10 protein-coding genes are annotated in these 19,783 nt (G+C 41.0%); 3 read left to right on the top strand and 7 right to left on the bottom strand.

The window, feature by feature from the left end; genetic code table 11:
• Window positions 1-93 precede the first annotated feature (93 nt).
• Both dhaQ and dhaS read right to left on the bottom strand, forming a co-directional pair.
• On the bottom strand, window positions 94-1,083 hold the full coding sequence (gene dhaQ, locus C1G49_RS02670) for a DhaKLM operon coactivator DhaQ (RefSeq protein ID WP_105124505.1): 990 nt from the start codon (window positions 1,081-1,083) through the stop codon (window positions 94-96).
• On the bottom strand, window positions 1,064-1,645 hold the full coding sequence (gene dhaS / locus C1G49_RS02665) for a dihydroxyacetone kinase transcriptional activator DhaS (protein WP_105124504.1): 582 nt from the start codon (window positions 1,643-1,645) through the stop codon (window positions 1,064-1,066). The genes dhaQ and dhaS overlap by 20 nt, the downstream gene beginning before the upstream one ends.
• A 143-nt stretch (window positions 1,646-1,788) precedes the next feature.
• Here dhaS and dhaK point away from each other — a divergent pair, with 143 nt between their 5' ends.
• The 3 genes from dhaK to dhaM are packed head-to-tail and all read left to right on the top strand — an operon-like array spanning window position 1,789 to window position 3,735.
• A complete protein-coding gene (gene dhaK, locus C1G49_RS02660; RefSeq protein WP_105124503.1) occupies window positions 1,789-2,778 on the top strand; it encodes a dihydroxyacetone kinase subunit DhaK in 990 nt (329 codons plus the stop codon).
• A gap of 10 nt (window positions 2,779-2,788) precedes the next feature.
• A complete protein-coding gene (gene dhaL / locus C1G49_RS02655; RefSeq protein ID WP_105124502.1) occupies window positions 2,789-3,364 on the top strand; it encodes a dihydroxyacetone kinase subunit DhaL in 576 nt (191 codons plus the stop codon).
• Complete coding sequence (dhaM, locus tag C1G49_RS02650; RefSeq protein ID WP_105124501.1) at window positions 3,361-3,735, top strand: dihydroxyacetone kinase phosphoryl donor subunit DhaM; 375 nt, start codon at window positions 3,361-3,363, stop codon at window positions 3,733-3,735. Before dhaL ends, dhaM begins: the two co-directional genes overlap by 4 nt.
• A 90-nt stretch (window positions 3,736-3,825) precedes the next feature.
• Here the strand turns inward: dhaM and C1G49_RS02645 are convergent, their stop codons facing one another.
• The 5 genes from C1G49_RS02645 to C1G49_RS02625 form a co-directional block, all read right to left on the bottom strand.
• A complete protein-coding gene (locus C1G49_RS02645; RefSeq protein ID WP_105124500.1) occupies window positions 3,826-4,407 on the bottom strand; it encodes a DUF4352 domain-containing protein in 582 nt (193 codons plus the stop codon).
• A 10-nt stretch (window positions 4,408-4,417) separates the two neighbouring features.
• Window positions 4,418-5,260 carry a mechanosensitive ion channel family protein gene (locus C1G49_RS02640; protein WP_105124499.1) on the bottom strand — a complete coding sequence of 281 codons (843 nt, stop codon included), beginning with the start codon at window positions 5,258-5,260 and terminating at the stop codon, window positions 4,418-4,420.
• A 116-nt stretch (window positions 5,261-5,376) separates the two neighbouring features.
• Window positions 5,377-8,664: a DUF1002 domain-containing protein gene (locus tag C1G49_RS02635; protein ID WP_153048214.1), complete on the bottom strand. Its 3,288-nt coding sequence runs from the start codon at window positions 8,662-8,664 to the stop codon at window positions 5,377-5,379.
• Window positions 8,665-8,715: 51 nt separating this feature from the next.
• On the bottom strand, window positions 8,716-10,812 hold the full coding sequence (locus C1G49_RS02630; RefSeq protein WP_105124497.1) for an NADase-type glycan-binding domain-containing protein: 2,097 nt from the start codon (window positions 10,810-10,812) through the stop codon (window positions 8,716-8,718).
• Between the two features lie 154 nt (window positions 10,813-10,966).
• On the bottom strand, window positions 10,967-19,759 hold the full coding sequence (locus C1G49_RS02625; protein ID WP_105124496.1) for a leucine-rich repeat protein: 8,793 nt from the start codon (window positions 19,757-19,759) through the stop codon (window positions 10,967-10,969).
• Between the last annotated feature and the right edge of the window lie 24 nt (window positions 19,760-19,783).

Raw genomic sequence — 19,783 nt, 5'->3', positions numbered from 1 at the left:
AGAAACATTTTACCATAAATGGAGGAAATTTTCTTGGGAGAGAGAAAAAACCTCTTTGGCATTCCAAAAGAGGTTCATCATTTGATACTTAACTTACCAGGCCGCAGCTTCTGTCGGAGCCTGCAAGAAGTCTAGCCAGACTGGATCCTTGACACGACAAAGGGTGACAGATATACCTTCCATATCCAAACTAGTCATAAACTTACCTGTTTTAATATAGGGTAGTTTCAAGCCTTCTAATTCCAAGAACTGGTACAAATCATTGAGAAAGATGCCTTGCTCCAACTCAGACAGGTTCCCTAGATTGTTGACCAAGAGGACATACTCCTCCCCCTCCTTCCAACGGAATTTCAGTTTTAGCTTGTTGACTATTTCATTAGCTAATTGCTCCGAAGATTCGTAGGTTACGGTGCGATAACCTTCCTCTCCATGAATGCCGATTCCATAGGAAATTTCTCCATCCGCCAAATCAAATAAAGGCTGGCTGACATCTGGCAAGCAGGCTGACTTGGTCGCAAAACCAATGGTCGCTATCTCTGTTGCTAGAGAAAGCCCCAGTTGTTCCAATTGATCTAAATTGTAACCAGAGAGAGCTGCAGCCCCAAGAACCTTATGCAGAAGAATAGTCCCCGCCAGCCCACGGTGGCGCATGCGGAAATTATCCTTGGTATCGACTGAGATATCGTCATGGGATACAATATATTTCACAGCTATACCTTCTTTTCTCGCTTCCGCGATGGCTTGACCAAAGGTTTCTAAATCTGCCTCAAAGTTTTTTACAATCAGAAAAACTCCCTTACCCTTATGAACAGCACGAATGGCTGCCAAGACTTCTTCGGCAGTTGGTGGAGTAAAAATCTCTCCATAGACTGCTGCAGTCAGCATTCCTTTGCCGACGAAACCAACATGAGCCGGTTCATGCCCAGAACCACCGCCTGAGATGATGGGAACCAGCTGACTGTCCTGTTCTTTTTGGACTAGAATAGGTTGATGTTCAAGTTTCTTTACATACTTATTTGTCCGATAGAATCCTTCAATGTAATCCGCAATCACATTATCCTGTCTATTTTTTATAAATACCATCCCTCTTCTCCCTCGAATTGTGATTAGAAAATGACTGCTCTAGTAAGGTGATAATTTGGCCATACAGGCTATGAATAGCACAAGGGGATTGAGCTAGCCCCTTCTTAATCAGACCAATCCAAGCGCTCGAATGGTAGGTCACTAAAAACTCCTGTTCCTGCCTTGTAAAATAGCGACCTTCTTTGGACTGATATTCCGCCAATAATTTTTCCATCAGAACCCTAAAATAGCCTTCCAGATAGGTCACAAAGTCATTTTGTCCCTCAATTTCAAACAAGTGTTTGTAAAATACCTGGTTACAATCGATGTAATAGAGCAGTTCATCTAAGAGCTTCACCCCACTGATATAGGTCAGATTGTCTGTCACCTGCTCCTGCAACTCTGTTTCAAAAATCCAATCCAGTAGCTCATACTTGTCCAAAAAATGATTATAAAAGGTTTGACGACGGATACCTGCTTCCTGCATGATATCGACAACAGAAAGCTTGTCAAAAGATTTTAGCGATAATTGCCTTTTAAAGGCCTTTGCGATTCTTTTCTTGGTAATCAACGAGGTTGGCATATGTCACTTCCTTTCGTTTCCTCTCCATTATACCCTATCATGCTTTTGATAGAAACAAAAGGGACACATTCTAGGATTTGTCCCTTCCTTTTTCAACTATTTAAAAATATAATAACAGTATAAAAAACAAAGGAGTCTATCTCATGAAAAAAATCATTAACCAACCTGAACATGTCGTTGACGAAATGTTGAAAGGCCTTGTCTTTATGCACAATGACCTTGTCGATCGTTTAGAGGGGGTTGAGGTCATTGTCCGTAAGGCGGAAAAGACTGGCAAAGTTGGCATCATCTCAGGAGGTGGTTCTGGTCACGAACCTTCTCATGCAGGCTTTGTCGGCAAGGGCATGTTGTCTGCCGCTGTGTGTGGCGCAGTATTTACCTCACCAACACCAGACCAGATCTTAGAAGCCATTAAGGCAGCTGATGAAGGTGCCGGGGTCTTCATGGTCATCAAAAACTACTCTGGCGACATCATGAACTTTGAAATGGCACAAGAGTTGGCTGAAATGGAAGGTATCGAAGTGGCTAGTGTCGTTGTGGACGATGATATCGCTGTGGAAAACAGCCTCTATACCCAAGGCCGTCGTGGCGTAGCAGGTACTATCCTTGTCCACAAGATTCTCGGTCATGCTGCTGAAACTGGTAAATCGCTTGCTGAGATTAAAGAATTAGCTGACCGCCTCGTTCCACAAATCAAGACTATCGGTCTTGCGCTTTCAGGCGCTACTGTTCCAGAAGTGGGCAAACCAGGCTTCGTCCTTGAAGAAGATGAATTTGAGTATGGCGTTGGTATCCATGGCGAACCTGGCTATAAGAAAGAAAAACTACAACCATCTGCAAAATTGGCTGAAGAATTGGTTGAGAAATTGGCAGAGGGCTTTGACATTCAAGATGGTGAACACTACGGTGTCCTTATCAATGGTCTTGGAGCAACTCCTCTCATGGAGCAATATGTTTTTGCCAACGACGTTGCGCAATTACTAGCTAAAAAAGGGGTTCTTGTCGATTACAAGAAAATCGGTAACTATATGACATCCATTGATATGGCTGGACTGTCACTGACTTTGATTAAACTAGAAGATCCAAGCTGGATAGACGCTTTACAGGCTCCTGTTGAAGTTGTCGCTTGGTAGGAGAACGCTTATGGATGCAAAAACAGCATTGACATGGATGGAGAAATTCAACGAAAAAATTCAAACGAATAAGGATTATTTGAGCCAACTCGATTCACCGATTGGCGATGGAGATCATGGCGGAAACATGGCTCGAGGTATGGCGGCTGTCATGCAGGAACTATCTGAAAAAGACTACGAGAGTGCTGACCAGGTTTTCAAAGTGGTTGCCATGCAGCTTCTCAGTAAGGTTGGCGGGGCCTCAGGTCCTCTCTATGGTTCTGCTTTTATGGGAATTTCCAAGTCTAGCCAGACTGATACTGATTTGGCAGATGTGCTACAAGCAGGTTTGGATATGATTCAAAAACGTGGCAAGGCCGAATTGGGTGAAAAAACCATGGTGGATGTTTGGGTCCCTGTCATTGCTGCCCTAAGAGAAAACCAGTTCTCAGTAGAGGTTATTCATGAGGCCGTTCAGGCAACAAAAGATATCCTTGCGACCAAAGGGCGAGCTTCCTATGTTGGCGAACGCTCTATCGGTCACATTGATCCAGGTTCTTTCTCGTCTGGGCTTCTCTTTGAAGCCTTGTTGGAGGCAGGACTATGACAGCAGTTGGTATCTTACTAGTATCCCATTCAAAAAATTTGGCCCAGGGAATCATCGACCTAGTATCTGAAGTCGCAAAAGATATTCCCATCACCTACTGTGGCGGACTAGAAGATGGTAGCATCGGTACCAGCTTTGAAATCGTACAAGAGCGAGTTGAAGCAAACCCTGCTGATACCCTCCTTGCCTTTTTCGACCTAGGTAGCGCCCGAATGAACATGGAACTTGCTGCCGATTTTACAGACAAACAAATTCTTATCCAAACCGTACCAGTCGTCGAAGGTTGCTACACAGCTGCGGCCCTCTTACAGGCTGGAGCAGATCTGGATACCATCCTTGACCAATTACAGGAGCTTGAAATTAAAAAATAAATTTATTGTTAGCTAAAAACATGGTAACCACACCAAAAAGCCCACAGTAGAATTCATTCTACCGTGGGCTTTTATTTGGCTAGATCAAGATTAAATTCCTTCTCCGACTAACTCTATCCAGATGGCATTTTCATAAATGAAACCCACACTGCTCTCTTGATCTACCTCATAGATCAATTTTACCTTTATCATTTCTCCAGGGTTTATTTTCTCCATGAGATTAACATCGTAGGTTCGCATATCCAAGTCATAGGGAAGGTAGGTTTGATCATCAATTAGTTGAAAATGGTACTCATCAAAATACACCACTTCATCTGTGGGATTTTTCACATCCATTTCCACAAGATAAGGATAGCCAAAATCACCGACTGGAGCAAGGCTGTCATCCTTACCCATCGAAGTCACCGTAATCTGCAAGCCTGTGGAAAAATCTACGCTATCACCCACTTGGTACTCTGTATAGCTTATGGTATCGTCGAAATATCCCTCTGTATCCCAATAGCTACTGGTATCTGATACACTGGGGCTCATCATCAAAATCAGACAGGCCACACCTAGAATAAAAGATAGGAGGAAACCAACTATACTGGTCCAAAATAATGGTTGCTTGAAGAATGGCTTTTTCTTATAATACATTTGGCCATTTTCAACAACAAAATCTTTCACTTCCATCTGAAACTCCTTATTTGGTTAGACTGGTGGTTGGCAAGTCAATGCCTGCTTGCCGTAGTGCTTCCTGATAAAAACCAAGGAACTGGTGATAAATACTACTTTGCTGCCCGTGGGCTACAAAGAGATTGACACGGTAAACAAACTGGCCGTTGGTCGTATTTTGTGGTCCAAGAACTGTCACTCCTGTAATCTGATCAAAATGACTAACCTCTCTCCGATTGACTTCCTCAATCACTCGACCGACCTGCTCCAAGTCGGTATTGAATTTGAGCGGAATATCCACCTGAGCCCGCATATCGCCACGGGATTGATTGGACACGACCAAGATATTACGATTGGGGATAAAGTGCAGGGTCCCATCCGCATCCCTCACTTGTGTGGTCCGAATGCCCATGCTCACAATGGTACCTGAAATTGTAATGGGACCGTTGGTCAGCTTGACCACATCGCCCACGTCAAACTGTCGCTCTATCAGGATAAAGAAGCCATTGACTAGGTCTGACAAAAAACCTTGCGCCCCCAGGCCAACAGCTACCCCCGCAATCCCCGCACCTGCAAGCAGACTTGAAACAGGCAAACCAAGGATACTTAAAATACAGTAGATAAGGATAAAGTAGAGCAAATAATTCAGGATACTCTCCACTAGACGGCTGATGGTTTTCTGGCGACCAATGTCCTGAGTGGATACTTTCAGAGATGGCACTAAGACTTTTTTTACAGATGCCTTAGCAAGTTTTTTTATGATATAAAAGGCAAGAAAGAGGAGCACCAACGAAAGGATTTTATTGACAAAGGCTGTCAAGATGGCATCCACATTAAACTGAGAAACATATTTCTGGATAAATTCATTCATACGTTCATTATAGCAGAAAAACCTATAAAAACCTAAAAGACAGCCAAATGACTGTCTTTTTAGCTCCTATCCATACCCCCCATACTATATAGAACTAATTACCTACTTCTCCACATTTATTCCTCAGAAAATATCTGACTAAACTCTTGTTGTAGCTCATCGGTTACTAAGGTAAAAGTAGGGATATAGGTGCTTGTTCCTGGGATTTGATAACCTGCATCACTCTGACGGTTTAATAGTAAGACAGGCTTACCTCCATGAATAGTGAATACATACCGTGTTGGAATTGTTGAGTTGCCAACAGCATCGTATCTTGACAAGAAATAATAATCGTATGTAGTCCCCATTCCAAAATAGAATAAGGTTTTAATATCAGGTTCCCTATCTGAACTATCTGTAAAAACAGCTATTTGATACTCTCCAGGCGAGGATAATAACGGTTCCCTATCAAATTGGAAGGCGAGTCCTTCTTTTTTTCCATAAGCTTGTATCGCTTCATATAATTTTTTAGATTGTCTAGTAGACCAAGTGATGTAAGAACCGTCTGATTTAGTATCAATAATCGTTCCTACATTTTCGATATAAAATTTACTAGACTGACCACTGCCACCCTTGTATTGTTTGTTGTTCAACTTAACACGTACAATATAGCTTGGGGTAGTCGCTGCAGTTTCCCCAAGAGTGGTCATAGCCACTGGAACATCGACATAGGTTTCTTCTATTTTCCATCCCTCTTGCAAAACATTAAAACTATTTGAGTATCCAAAACCGCCATGGTTTAATACAAAGGTCTGGTCACCCTTATAGTACTTGAGCCCATATTCAGTTGTTCCAAAAATCGGACCAACTTGATCCTTATAAGAGGCATCAATTTCTTCCATATCGTATATATTTTTCCAAATTCGCAATATATCATCACTATTATAAGTACCTGCCTTATAGGAATTATAGGCATCCGTTAATTCGCTCAATGTGACATATTTATCAGTCGTATCATAATGAATTGCTGGCTCTGTCAGGGCGCTCGGAACTGTACCAATATATTTCTCATTTCGAGCAAAAACTTCGCTATTATAGGCACGCCCCTTTAATACCAACTCTTCTATTTCCTGTTTATCTGCTGCTGTTAGGTTAGTAAAGGACGGAGATGCCTTTTTCTCTGTATTGGACGTTTTTTTCTGATCTTTGACAGAAACTTTCTCTTCGGAGGTCGCTTCAAAGACCTTTCTATCACTGATATCACGAAAAATACTCAAGTCTAAAATAGCCGCAGAAAGTGAAGAGTCAATAAAAGTATAGGGGCCAATTGAAAGATACGGTGCATATTGTCCATACTGCCTCAAATACTCTTCTTGACCGTGATAAATTTCAGTACTGCTATCATATTTACCCACAATATAACGTGATTGAGAGGCAGACTGGTTAAATTCTCTGGTTAAGGTGTGCAGTTCAACTAGACCTTTATCAGCATTTTCTAGTGTATAAATAGTCACACCTGAAACATCTGCACCTCCGGAACCATATGTAACAATCTTTCCATCTTGGAAAACTTGCATATGATTACGATAACCACTAACTCCTTTTAATAAAACAGCTCCCTTGTTATAAGTGTATACAGCTAGGTGGTTATTATCCCCATCACTGATAATCAACTCATCAATCCCATCTCTATTCAGATCAAATAAGGCATATTTAAACTGTCTAGCTCCAGGTGGGTATGTGATATCATCAAGTATAGGGATATAAGAATAATTGTTAGGAAGAGCATCTGATGATAGAGAGAATTGATAGAATTGCTCAACAACTTCTTTATAGGCATTGTAGACAGACTGTTTGATATTACTTGCATTGAAAATGGCTACATCTGCATCGGACAACTGGTATGCCTTCAGATTATCCACCAACTGCTGATACTTGTCTTCGATATTTACCTTATACTGTTTTTTAAAATCATAAAGCTTAGTTTTACTAGTTTTCTTACCATCTTTTAGTACACATTCTCCTGTTTTTAGATTATAAACAGCACTAATCTGCGTTTTCTGATCTAAGCAAGGACAAACAATGGTTAGGTGAATAAACTCTCCTTCTTGTTGGATGTCTTCATAAAGAAAGGCTTCATAAGCATAGCCTGTTGCAAGGGCAATGCGGTTAACGATTTCCTGCAAGTTTGGATTCTGAGAAATATTTTTATAACGCTTCAAGGCATAGAGAAAGTTTGCCTTTGTCGAATCCGCTATTAACCAGACTGGTTTCTGATTTCTTGTTAAAGCATCGGATAGCTTCCCATCTTCTTTAAAGGCAATGAAGTAATAGCATAGAGTACGGATATAATTCAAAGCTTCCTTTTCTTTGATAGAAGGATTTGACAACATTCTCTCGATGACAAAGGACTGTGAGTAGATTAGCTTAACTTTATCTAGTCGTCCCTCCTTAATTTCCACGAGCAAGTTTTGATAAACAGCATCAATGATGGCATGATATGCTTTTTTATCACTATAGTCCATCTTCTCAAGTGCAAGAATCTCGTCAGGATTTAATACCCTATCCAATGTTGATAACACTTCCGCCCACTCAGTCGTTAGGATGCTTTGTTCGAGTTGCTTGACAGTCTTAGTAGATTTTGCAATATCCGTTTTCGAATAGGAGCTTAACCAAGCGATGATTTCTGCTCTTAGTCCGTCGCTACATGTAACATGATAACTGGCACAAATCTCATCTAGACGCTTCTGCAACCACTCATCCGTGATGGCTTTCTTTTTTACTAGATTAGACGTGATTGTCTTCTTTAATTCTGCAATCAGTTTGTTGGCTTCTTCATCTGATAGGGACGTTTCAGCCTTGATTTTCTCTATTAAAGCGATCTCGTCCTGACTCATTTGAACAGTAGTCTGGTCAACTGCAATTCCAGCTTGTTCTAACAGGGCATAAACACCTGCCAAGGCACCTTCACCCGTAACCGTTTCTACAGAAGCAATCCGAATCAGAATATCCGACACACCGGATGTAATAGCGGCATTTTGATAGGTTGCTGCTGAAATCATCGTAATCTTATCAGGGGTCACAATTTCAACTCGTACCCCTGAACCTTTTTCTAGGGGTTTAATGAAGGCGCTGGAGTAAATTTTGGCATCCGAGTCAGCAGAACCTGTGTATTTTGATACCATCTTTCCAGTTACAGAAAGAACTTGGTTGTCACTGATATGACTGTCACCCAACAGACGTTTGGTTTCAGTCTTTTGTTTTTCTGTCAGCGAAACACCGAGGGACATCAGCGGTTGCGTTAAAGCTTTTTGCGTTTTTGTTTCTGCATGAACTATGTTCGTCTGATTTGACAAGACCAAAAATTGTGGAGCTATACCAATCAGTATGACACTGATGAATAGTAAGGCCATTCTCTTTTTCACTTTTACACCCCCTAACAATAACAAAGAAACACCTATGAAAAGTCAAGTTGTTCAATAATAGATTTCTCGAAAAGCTCCAGGCAGCATCTCATTCTGAGTCAAGCCGACCCGATAGAATTCTGGATCTCCAGTGTCTTTAGAATAGAGTACAACTGGCTCTCCCGTTACGTTCACAACAAAAATATACCTATGCACCTTGGTATAATTGTCGTACCAATACTCGTATCCATCTAAAATTTTAAAATTCTCATCCAACTCTCTGCCTGACCAAACAACAGGCTTGGTGATAGCAATCCGTTGGTAGTTGGGCTGGTTCATCTCATTACCAAATTGCACCATATATTGAGCCAACTCATTTTGCTTTGAAAGGGGCCATTCTTCTTGAGAAACGAGTGAGGAAGTTGGTGAACTCGGCGCTGCACTTCCTTGGGATTTTTGGCCAATAAAGCGGATGTCCGATATGGCTGTGTCTTCGTACTTATTCCCAAAATAAGTTTTTAAAATTGTCACCGTTACTGATGAAGTGTTTACTGACTGGGGAAGTTCAATTAACTGTTCACCCATCTGGTCATTGATATCAAGCTCTTGATAGCTATTGTCTGAAAATGTCAATCGAATTCTTGCTGGTCTAGAATTTTTATAGTAGATATCATCACTCAATTGGTAACCCGAATAGATAGACATTTGGGAAATGTTATAAACCCCGTCTAGTGTTAATGTGATGGATTCCTGAATTCCCTGTCCACTAACATTCTCTACCCAAGCGGTCGTCCGATCTCCATCTATAACATTTTTTGGCAAATGTTCTAAATGATGTTGTGGCTCAGAAAGGTAGGAAGTTGCTGAAATATTTGTAATGATTGCATTTGACAGGACACTATGTTGTGAAGTAGAACTTTCTTGGACCACATAGGGTTCGTCCAATTTGCTAATCGTCACATCCTGCTCATAGATTCCTGTCGCATCCAGTCCCAATCGTTCTAGTTCATCCGGGTCCAACTCAATCCTTACTGTCACCACGTCTCCATTACTCAAATGATTCTCTTTTGATAGCGTCACGATTGGATTCCACAATAATTGTTCAATCTCTTCATCGTAACCTTCATAGTAAGGAATAGAGGTAATTTCTACTTCGGCAGTACCATTACCCGATTCCCCATCTGAATACAAAACCATGTCATAGGTGGAGACATCGATGGTCTTATGGACTGGAAGGATAGATGAATGTTGTGCAGTATTTTGCTTATTCGTCACTAAAATAGAAAGACCAGCTATACATAAAATGACTGCTGCAATGACCCCAATGACCATGAATTTATTCGTGCTTTTTTGACTGTATACACTAGAATAAGGAGTACCATCTGGATTTCTCATCTCCTCTACAATACCATTAGGTGATGAGGGCGCACTAACTCTTGTAGCTGTATCAGAAGGTGAAACATAACTTGATACTCCCATAACCATTTCATCCAAGTCATTTTGGATTTCTTGTGTAATAGGATTCGACGTTTTGTACTCTTCCTGTGAACTTTTAGTAACATCAGCCTCTTGAATTTGTCGAGCAGAATCTCCTGCATTTTCATCGGTAACAGTTTCTACGACTTGGTTAAAAGGTTGTTGGGGTGTCCAATGGTCTTGCTGCTCTTCTTCACGATTAGAGAAAAAAAGATGATCTTTTTCATCTGTCAAAAAACGACCGGATGGCTGGCAAGTGACATAAATATTAACAATGAAGACCACAATATTGATTACTGGTAACAATGCAAGAATCAGTGAACTAGCCAGAAAAATAATAATACCTTGGTTATTCAATCCAGCATCCCTGAGCCGACGGACAGTACTAGGTAAGCCAGGAATAATTGCTAAGAACGTACAGACCATACCAAGCATCGATAGTGTCATTCCAGTTGTAAAACTAGCACCACTGGCTTCTGGATTAGTCAGCATACTTGACACACTAGACATTACTAGGATTGAAGAAAAAATCTCTAGAACGATTCCTGGTAAGCTGATGATTAATCCACCAAAAAAATATCCCTTTCTAGTAGTGTAGCCACCATAACTAAAAGAACCACGTAGACAATCGCGACCTGCCTGCCAGAATCCAATATTCTGACCACGTTGGTCAATTTTGTATTTCTTTTGCATATAACCTCCTTTGTTTTTATACTTCAAACCTACCCTAAATTCCTAACCGGAACTTCTATTTGTTCGCCGCCATCACTTTACTTTCTAAAAAGAAACTATCTGGCAATCTTATAAGGAAGGATTGCCAGATGTGTTTTCTTTTCAAAGGTCTGGTTTAGACTGTTTCATCCTTTTTAGATTTGATGAGGGCAGTACCTGCCAAGAATAAGGATAGTCCAAGAATAGCTGGGTAAACAGAATCTGACTGACCAGTATTTGGTAAGGATTGACTGTTCATAGCTCCTTCCTCTGCCGATGGTAAATGGACAGCCTGTGTCTGCTCTGTGGCTACTACTATGCTTTCCTGTTTCCTTCCACGATAAATCTTACGTGGAGTTGCTTCTTGATGAGAAAGAATAAACTCCTCTACCTTAACAATCTGACCGTCTAGGATGTATTCAGCAATGTCTACCACCAATAGACCTGCAAGCCCTTCTTCTACTCGAATTTCTCCATCTGGCAGAGTAGGATCTTCTAGATAGACAACCGTTTCTGACTTGATTGGTCTTTCTACCCTTGTTAGCTTAACAGTTGGTAAGTTTGAACCTATTGGGGCTACTGCTGGCACTTGAACAACCATTGTGCCACGATAAACCTTGCGTGGAATAGCTTCGGTACGAGAGAGTTCTCGTTCACTCCTAGCCGTAACCTGACCATCAGTTAGGGTTTCTGTAATCTCAATAACAACTTGACCATTGATGCTGGCTTCTTCTCGGGTTTGACCTTGGACTAACTCTGAATCTTCCAACTCTAGTACTTGGTCAGTTGTCAAGACATGAACTTCCTGACGAGTACGGGTGGTGATGACTGGGGTGACAGACACAACCTTGCTACCTCGGTAGATCTTGCGTGGAATAGCCTCGGTACGAGAGAGTTCTCGTTCACTCCTAGCCGTAACTTGACCATCAGTTAGGGTTTCTGTAATCTCAATAACAACTTGACCATTGATGCTAGCTTCTTCACGTGTTTGACCTTGAACTAACTCTGAATCTTCCAACTCTAGTACTTGGTCAGTTGTCAAGATATGAACTTCCTGACGAGTACGGGTGGTGATGACCGGGGTGACAGACACAACCTTGGTCCCTCGGTAAATCTTGCGTGGAGTTGCTACAGTACGGGATACTTCAAATTCTTGAGTTTCAGTCACCTGACCATCTAAGATAAATTCAGCAACTTCGACAACTAGCAAACCATCTTGACCAGTTTCTTCTCGGTTTTCTCCAACTAGCAGATTGGCATCTTCCAGATAGATAACCTCTACTGACTTGATTGGTCTTTCTACCCTTGTTAGCTTAACAGTTGGTAAAGCGACTGCAGTTGGAGCAACTGTTGGTAGCTCTTTAACCAACGGTTTAGCCCAAGCTGCCCATAATTTCTTGTTCCCAACAGTAGAGAATAGGGTGGTTGTTACTGGTAATCCTGTTCTAGTTTCATTATCAAACCAGCCCAAGAAATCATAGCCCTCTTTCTCTGCAGATGGCAAAGCAAGTTCCACTTCTGTCATGTAGCTAGTCGGTAAGATTGAAATAGCTTTTCCTCCATCTAGAATAAATTCCAAGGAATAAGTTTTCGGTTGGAGATTGAAATTCACCTCAGTCTGTGGTGGTGGAACTGGAAGCCAGTCAGATTCTGCTACCTCATAGCCATCCTTTTCAATCTTCACCTTCCACAAACCTTCTGGTACGTCCCAAGCATACTCTCCATGAATCGTGGTCAAAACAGGATTGAGCTGTGAATAATCACCTGCATTCCACAGCACCTCCTTACCATCCTTATCCTTATAGTAAACTTTGGCCGTCGCATTCACAACAGGCTTACCAGTCACACTGTTAAGGACACGACCAGATGGGTCGATAATTGGAGTATAGGATTCGAGATTGAGGTTGAAAGGAGTCGTAATAGAACCTGTAAAATTTGACCAAAACGAGCTTCCAAACTTTTTACTATATTCGCTATTCAAATCATAGTAAAAACTTAGCATCATATCTTTATATGCTACATTTTTTAATTCATCAAAAGTAGGAATCTTTTCCCAATCCTTCAAATCTTTATTACCATCAAAACCACTTTTAGCCCAGTTTATAAATTTTATAGCTCCGTCTCCCACAGCTTTCACACCAGTAAAGGCTGCACTGAATAACTTTCCAGGACCACCTGCGAATTTCCCAACATTGGCAATTGAATTATAAACAAATGGGACCGCGGCTGTATACATATACAAATTGTGCCCTTTTTCAAATTTTTCAATGAAGTTTTTATCAACACCTAATATTTTAGCTTCATTAAGGACGTCATTATACAGTAACTCAAGCAGTAAGAACTCTACTGCCTGAAGTCCCACTTCTGCACTACCTAATAAATTAGAAAACATCGTTGCTTTGCTGACTTCATCAGCAGAATCTAATTTAAGAATATCTTGGTAGCTATCCCAAATCTCTAGCAATCTAGAAACAGAATCAGCCGCTCCAGCAATCGTAGGTAAAATTGAATTTTCAACTTTACTATTCTCTGCTTCTTCTCTTCCTAATATAATTTTAGAAAAAGCATTAATACATTTGACAAATTTTAGGTCAGTATTATTCTCCTCTGCAGCATTAGTAATATCTTTTAAGAATGGAATAATTAAATCTAGATAATAGCGAGAGTGTTTATCCGTCTGTTTCGAGTGGTTGTTTAGTGAAAAAAGTTGCTTAAGATAGGTTGCATAGTCAATTTTCTCCTCGTTAACCAACAGTTCCATCTTACTTTTTAATTGTTTAAACTTCCACATATCTGCCAGCACTTCAGCACCAATTACAGGCTTCGGAACTACCCTCAAAACAAAATCTCCAGGAACAAAATCTGGATTAGCTGGATCGAATAATCCTTTGAAAGTATAGGTATGACTAGTTTCGTCTAAATCATCCGTTTCCTGCTTAGACAAGTGAACTTTTTTCACAACACCATTTCGACTGGTAAGGACTTCCAAGTATGCTACATCTATATCATTCTCTAAACGAACAATGAACTCAAACTCCTGACCTGGTTTAAAAATCAACTGACCATTATCTGCCTCTCCATCTGCCAAGTCATATTCTTTACCACCATACTTCATAATGAAAGAGCTTAGAGTAGGCAAGGATTCTTCAAAGATAATTTTTTCCGAATCTGCTTTGACCTGAATTCCATCAACTTCCGAAATGGCTCTAATCTTGAAATTATCACGCTGTTTAGCCGATACATCAAAGAGTTTTACAAAATCCAAGGTAAGCGTGGTTTCAAACTGTCCAGTCATGTCCGAGATAACGTGTTGTCCCAATGATAGACCTTCTGCCCAAGTTTTTTGTCCAGCATGAACAAAGACCATCTTGCCACCAATCGTAGGTTCTGCAATCTTAAACTCAACCTTTGTATTTGGTTTTGTTCTGCCGACAATCCTCACCGTATTTCCTGAAATTGCCGTATCGGCCTTAATCATCAAGAATGGCATTTCTTCCTTAAGGTGGCCTAAGACTTCTGATTTTTGGATGCCGTATTCCTTGTAGAGTACCTGAGCTGCCAGTTGCAGTTGGGTCAACTCATTCGCTTTTGTTGTGACAACAAATTGGATCCGGCTACTATCTGCACTATTTTTTATTCTGAGAACATCATTTTCAATGATGGCTTCCTGTTCTTTTCCGTCTATCTTGATCTTTTTCTCAAAAGCAACTGCCCCTTTTGGAAGGGTAATGCGAATCTCCTTGTCAGCGATAGTTCTTCCAGCAGTATCTAAACTATAGTTCAAATCAAGGGCTAACTTTCCTGACTGTTTCAAGGTTTGAGATGCAACAGAGAAACGAGAACTTTTCACAATGCCATCGTTATAGTGTTTATAGTCATCCCCTGAAATTTCATAAGGAATATTGCGTTCCTTCATATATTTTTCAGCATAGGAACCTGCCGCAACATAGAAGGTCGTATTCGGGTTAAAAATAAGGTTTTCACCAATAGAGTTCACACTTGCTGGGATGTAAACCTTCTCCAAGTTTGGCATGTTTACAAAGGCGTTTACATCAATACTCTCAACCTTATCTGGCAAGACTAAAAGAGTCATTTTTTCATTGCCTTCAAAGAGGTAACCACCTAACTTTTTCAGTTCCTTAGGCAACTTAACCGTCTCCAATTCTGGACTAAAACGGAAGGCTCCTTCGCCAATCTCACTAACTCCATTCGGAATATCAATAAATTTGATAGAGGTCGATTCAAAGGTACGGCTATCAATCTTGGTCAAGGTAGATGGCAGAATCACATTCGTCAAACCTGCCCATTTGTTTGGTTCTGATGATGAAGACCCAAACGCACTATCTTTATCGGTTGTCTTATTGTCTCTCAAGGCATACTTACCAATTTCTGTAATACCTTCTGGAACAATAAAGGTTGCAATGCCTGTGGACTCTAACATACCGTCTGGAATACGAACACCTTCAACATTGCTTCTCAGATGTGTTAGATTTCTACTTCCAGCAAAGGCCTGGTCTGCCACTACCAGATTCTTAGGAATATTGACACTCGTCAGGGTATTGATGCCTCCAAATGCATGATTGCCTATGGTTTCTAAGCTATCCGGCAATTCCAAACGAGTCATACTCACCGCATCAAATGGAGCATTTTGTTGTTCTTTTTCTGCATTACTATTTTCATTCGCTGGAAGCTTAGGAGCAGATTCTTTGGATTCATCCTTCATGATACTGGTTCCATGGAAAGCTGAGCCGCCTATCTCCTTCAGTCCTTCAGGCAAATCAACCCGAATGACTTGCTTGGCACCAGCAAAAAGATGGGCTGGAATCTTAGTCACTCCATCCTTAAACTCCACGTACAGACTCTTGATATCGGATGAATAGTTGCTATGTTTAAAAGGGGAACCATTGTGGTAATATGAACCATATCTATCATGTTCCAAATCACTATTAATGTAGAGGAAGGTCAGGTTTTTATTATCAGAAAAAGCAGAATAACCCAATTCTTTTAAAGATTTAGGAAGTTCCAATTTTTCAAATTGATTTCCACTAAAAGCTCCGTAACCTATGCTTTCCAAAGCGGTCGAGAAATCGATTTTGGAAATCTTAGCATTAGAAAAGGCAGCTCTTTCAATACGGGTAACAGAGCTTGGTAGGTTCAGCGAGAGCAAACCAGTATTTCTAAAAGCCTCCTCAGGTATAGCGGTCAATGTATCGGGTATCCTTACACTCTGTAGGGAAGAACTGTCCGCAAAAGCAGCATAGCCGAAAGAAGTTATACTATCTGGTAGGGTGATACGGATTAGCCCTGAATTTCGAAAAGCTTCGCTTCCTAGCTCTTCTAGTTTCTCTCCCAAATCAATCTCTTTTAGACTTGGGGTGGAACGAAAGGCTCCCTCACCAATAACTTTAAGCTCTTTTGGCAGAATAACTTCCTTGATACCTGTATTCACAAAGAACTCCCTAGGAATAGTCGTCCTCCCTTCCTCAAAAGTTACCTTTTCCAGACTCGAACCACTAAAGGTTCCATCCCCTCCGACGAAGTCTTTAGCTACGTGGGCTTTTTTTAGAGTTGCTATGTTCCCGAAGACATAGCTTCCTAACTCCTTGACTGTCTTTGGTATGATGACCTCTTTCAAAGATGTCTGCCAAAATGCACTGCCTCCTATTTTTTCCAGGCTATCTGGAAAAGAAATACTTGTCAAAGGTGTATATGAAAAGGCAGAACCTCCTATCTCGTTGAGTTTTTCTGGCAAACTAACTTGACTTAACTTAGTATTTGAAAAGGCAGCTTCATCAATTCGCTCCACACCAGTCGGGATATTAATGCTGGATAGACGAGTATACGAGAACATACTTGCTGGAATATATTTCATAGAAGCTGATAACTTCGCCTGTTTCAGTTTTGAAGACTCTGCAAAAGTTGAAGTACCAATTTCAGTCACACTATCAGGAATGTGAATACTTTCCAGGCTGGTACGATAAAAGGCTGATGCCCCAATTTTTTTCAAACCATTTTGTAGTCCAATTTCTTTTAGTCCCGATTCAGCAAAAGCCGAACTTCCAATTTCCTCAACGGTAGCTGGCAAATCCATACTCTCTATATGAGAACCTCTAAAGAGATTAGCTACAATCTGACGAATTCCTGTTTCAAAAGTAACTGTTTGAAGATTGGTAGCACCTGTAAATGGACCTGGTAGCCAATAGATTGATTCCACTTCCTTAAGAGATTTAGGAATATGGATAGAACGAAGACTCTCCGTCGCAAAGGCTCCAGCACCAAGATACTCCAGCTGAGAAGGAAGAGTCACATCCGTCAAACCTGTACCATCAAAAGCACTTCTCTCAATCCGTTTCAGCCCGTCAGAGAAGATAATATCTTTCAAGGTACTAACCCTAGAAAAAGCTGAGTCATGAATAATGGTAACCGCACTAGGAAGGATGACTCTTTCTAGGGAAGTGCCTGAAAATGTTCCTACATTAATTTCTGTTAAGCCTTCAGAAAGCGTAATACTGGTTAGTGTACTTATCCCTGAAAAAGCCGAACTTCCTAGCCTGGTGACGCTATTTGGAAGACGGGTCGATTTCAGATTGGTATTGGAAAAGGCATAATCATCAATCTCTACCAAACCATCCTTAAAAATGATGCTTTCTATACCTGTATTCTGGAAAGCTCCGTAGCCAATTTTTTTCAGGCTAGATGGGAGAACAACGGATTTCAAGAAAGGATTATAAGCAAAGGCTTGAACTCCAATTTCCTCCACCCCTTCTGGAATAACAAACTCTTCTACTTTAGTCCCTTGTAACAGACCATCAGGAATCTTTTTCATCCCTGGAGGAAGAACGATTCGTTTGAGACTAGTATTAGAAAAAGCATTGGCCCCTATCGCATGAAGAGTAGAGGGTAGAGTAATAGTAGTCAAATTATCATTGTCAGAAAAGGCATTCGCTCCAATTTCTGTAATACCTTCTGGTATCGTGAACTCTGAGAAACCAGTTCCTCGGAAGAGGCCGTCTATAATCTTAGTCGTTCCAGAAGCAAGGCTGATATTAACCAATTTTTTCGAGTCAATAAAGGCTCCATCCCCCTCAACAAGACTACTCGGAATGGTTACGGACTTCAAATTAGAACTCCTAGCAAAACTATGATTTCCTAGTTTTCGCAATCCAGCAGGTAGGCTCAGACTTTCTATCCCAACCCCTGTAAAAGCATAGGGTCTGACTTCAAGCAGGCTAGATGGAAGAATTAGGGAAGTAATCCCTGATTGCCCCTCAAACATCTTATCAGCAACAACCGTCACACCTTCCTTAATCGTAACATCCGTCAAGGGACTCGTCGCAAAAGGAGAAGACCAGTAGCTAGAATAATGAGAGGTTTCTATATCCGAATTCACCTCTACCTTTTTTAGACTATCTATATGAGAAAAGGCTCCCCAACCAAGATGCTTAAGAGAAGCTGGCAGCTTAACTTCTGATAATCTTGTCGAGTAAAAGGCAGAGTTACCAATTGATTCAAGCTTTGCTGGTAGGTGTATAGAAGTAAGACCAGAATCATAAAAAGCACTATACCCGATTTGTTTAACATTAGTAGGTAGAGCAATCGAAGTAAGATTAGTTGTGCCACTAAAGGCTGAATCTGCTATATACTCTAGACTATCTGGTAACTCAACTTGAACTAGTGAACTATTGCCCGCAAAAGCTCCTGAATGGATAGCCTTCACTCCATCCTTGAGATTGATTTTCTTCAGGTGTTCATTCTCAGAAAAAGCATAGCTATCAATTATCTCTACACTAGTCGGAAGATGGATTTCCTCCACGCTAGTTCCAGCCAGAATAGAAGCTGGAATGACTGTTATTCCATCCTCAAAGGTTACCTTTTTTAGATTGTTACTACCTGCAAATATATTGGGAGCATAGGTCACATTCTTTGGTATCACCACTTCTTTAAGTGTTGAAATGCCTGCGAAGGCCCTATCACCAATATAGGTCAAAGAAGCTGGTAAAACTAGCTTTTCCAGACCAGAATTTTCAAATGCACCGTACTCAATCGTTGTCAGGGTCGTTGGCAAGACAATTTCTTTTAGAGTTTTATTCCCACTAAATGCCCCAAAATCAATTTTTTTCATCCCTTCAGGAATTTCTATTCTGGAAAAACCTGAACGATTTAACTCTGCAAAATACGCTAAGCGTTTGTTGCGGTTTTCTTCTTCTACATTAGAACCTTCTTCTGCACTTCTATCTTCATAGCCATTTTCGGAATTAAAGTCCAAGGAAATTAGTCCTGGTTCGCGATTCGAATCCTCGTTAGCAACCAACATCTCTTCATCTTTGGACTCACCACCCGCCAACTCTTCTCCCTCATCCCCACCAACTGTTTCGGCAGACCGTGTAAGAACTTGCTCACCTTCTACTACTGGCTGAACAATCTCTGATGTGCCAGTAGTTGCTGGCACAGCTGGGGAAAGGGCTGAATCATCTCCATCCTTATCTGTTGATGCAGGCTGAGGTACAGGCTCTGGAGCGACCGATGAAGAACTGGTCGAAGGAATCGTTTCTGCTGGAACTGAGGTTACATTCTCTGAACCAACACCTACTTCCTCTGATGGATTATCCTGAGAAGGTAGGGTAGTAGTAGCTGGAACAGCTTGTGAAGCAGCTGAATCTTCTACCTGATGTTCATCCGAAGCGACAACACTATCCCCCTCACTCGCTGGGACAATCTCTGTAGAGACAACAGGTGGCTTTTCCTCAGCTCCTACTACCAGTGAAGATTCCGCACCGCCAGAAATCTCCTCCGCTTGAACCACATTCCCACCTATAAATAAGGAACCCAATAAAACAGAGGCAACACCCAAACTCAGCTTACGAATAGAAAAAATTTCCTGTTGTCGAAACAAACTCTTTGAATACCGATTACTTTTCTTTTTAATCATATACAAACCTTTCTAGAACCATTT

Origin of the sequence: Streptococcus suis, from assembly GCF_002960625.1 — a bacterium.
Taxonomy (GTDB): domain Bacteria; phylum Bacillota; class Bacilli; order Lactobacillales; family Streptococcaceae; genus Streptococcus; species Streptococcus suis_T.
Note: the sequence above shows the minus strand (reverse complement) of the source record. Positions and strands in the feature narration are given on the sequence as shown.

Coding starts and splice junctions, on each gene's coding strand:
- C1G49_RS02625 (WP_105124496.1), bottom strand. CDS start 19,759: ATGATTAAAAAGAAAAGTAATCGGTATTCAAAGAGTTTGTTTCGACAA.
- dhaS (WP_105124504.1), bottom strand. CDS start 1,645: ATGCCAACCTCGTTGATTACCAAGAAAAGAATCGCAAAGGCCTTTAAA.
- C1G49_RS02645 (WP_105124500.1), bottom strand. CDS start 4,407: ATGGAAGTGAAAGATTTTGTTGTTGAAAATGGCCAAATGTATTATAAG.
- C1G49_RS02640 (WP_105124499.1), bottom strand. CDS start 5,260: ATGAATGAATTTATCCAGAAATATGTTTCTCAGTTTAATGTGGATGCC.
- C1G49_RS02630 (WP_105124497.1), bottom strand. CDS start 10,812: ATGCAAAAGAAATACAAAATTGACCAACGTGGTCAGAATATTGGATTC.
- dhaM (WP_105124501.1), top strand. CDS start 3,361: ATGACAGCAGTTGGTATCTTACTAGTATCCCATTCAAAAAATTTGGCC.
- dhaQ (WP_105124505.1), bottom strand. CDS start 1,083: ATGGTATTTATAAAAAATAGACAGGATAATGTGATTGCGGATTACATT.
- dhaK (WP_105124503.1), top strand. CDS start 1,789: ATGAAAAAAATCATTAACCAACCTGAACATGTCGTTGACGAAATGTTG.
- dhaL (WP_105124502.1), top strand. CDS start 2,789: ATGGATGCAAAAACAGCATTGACATGGATGGAGAAATTCAACGAAAAA.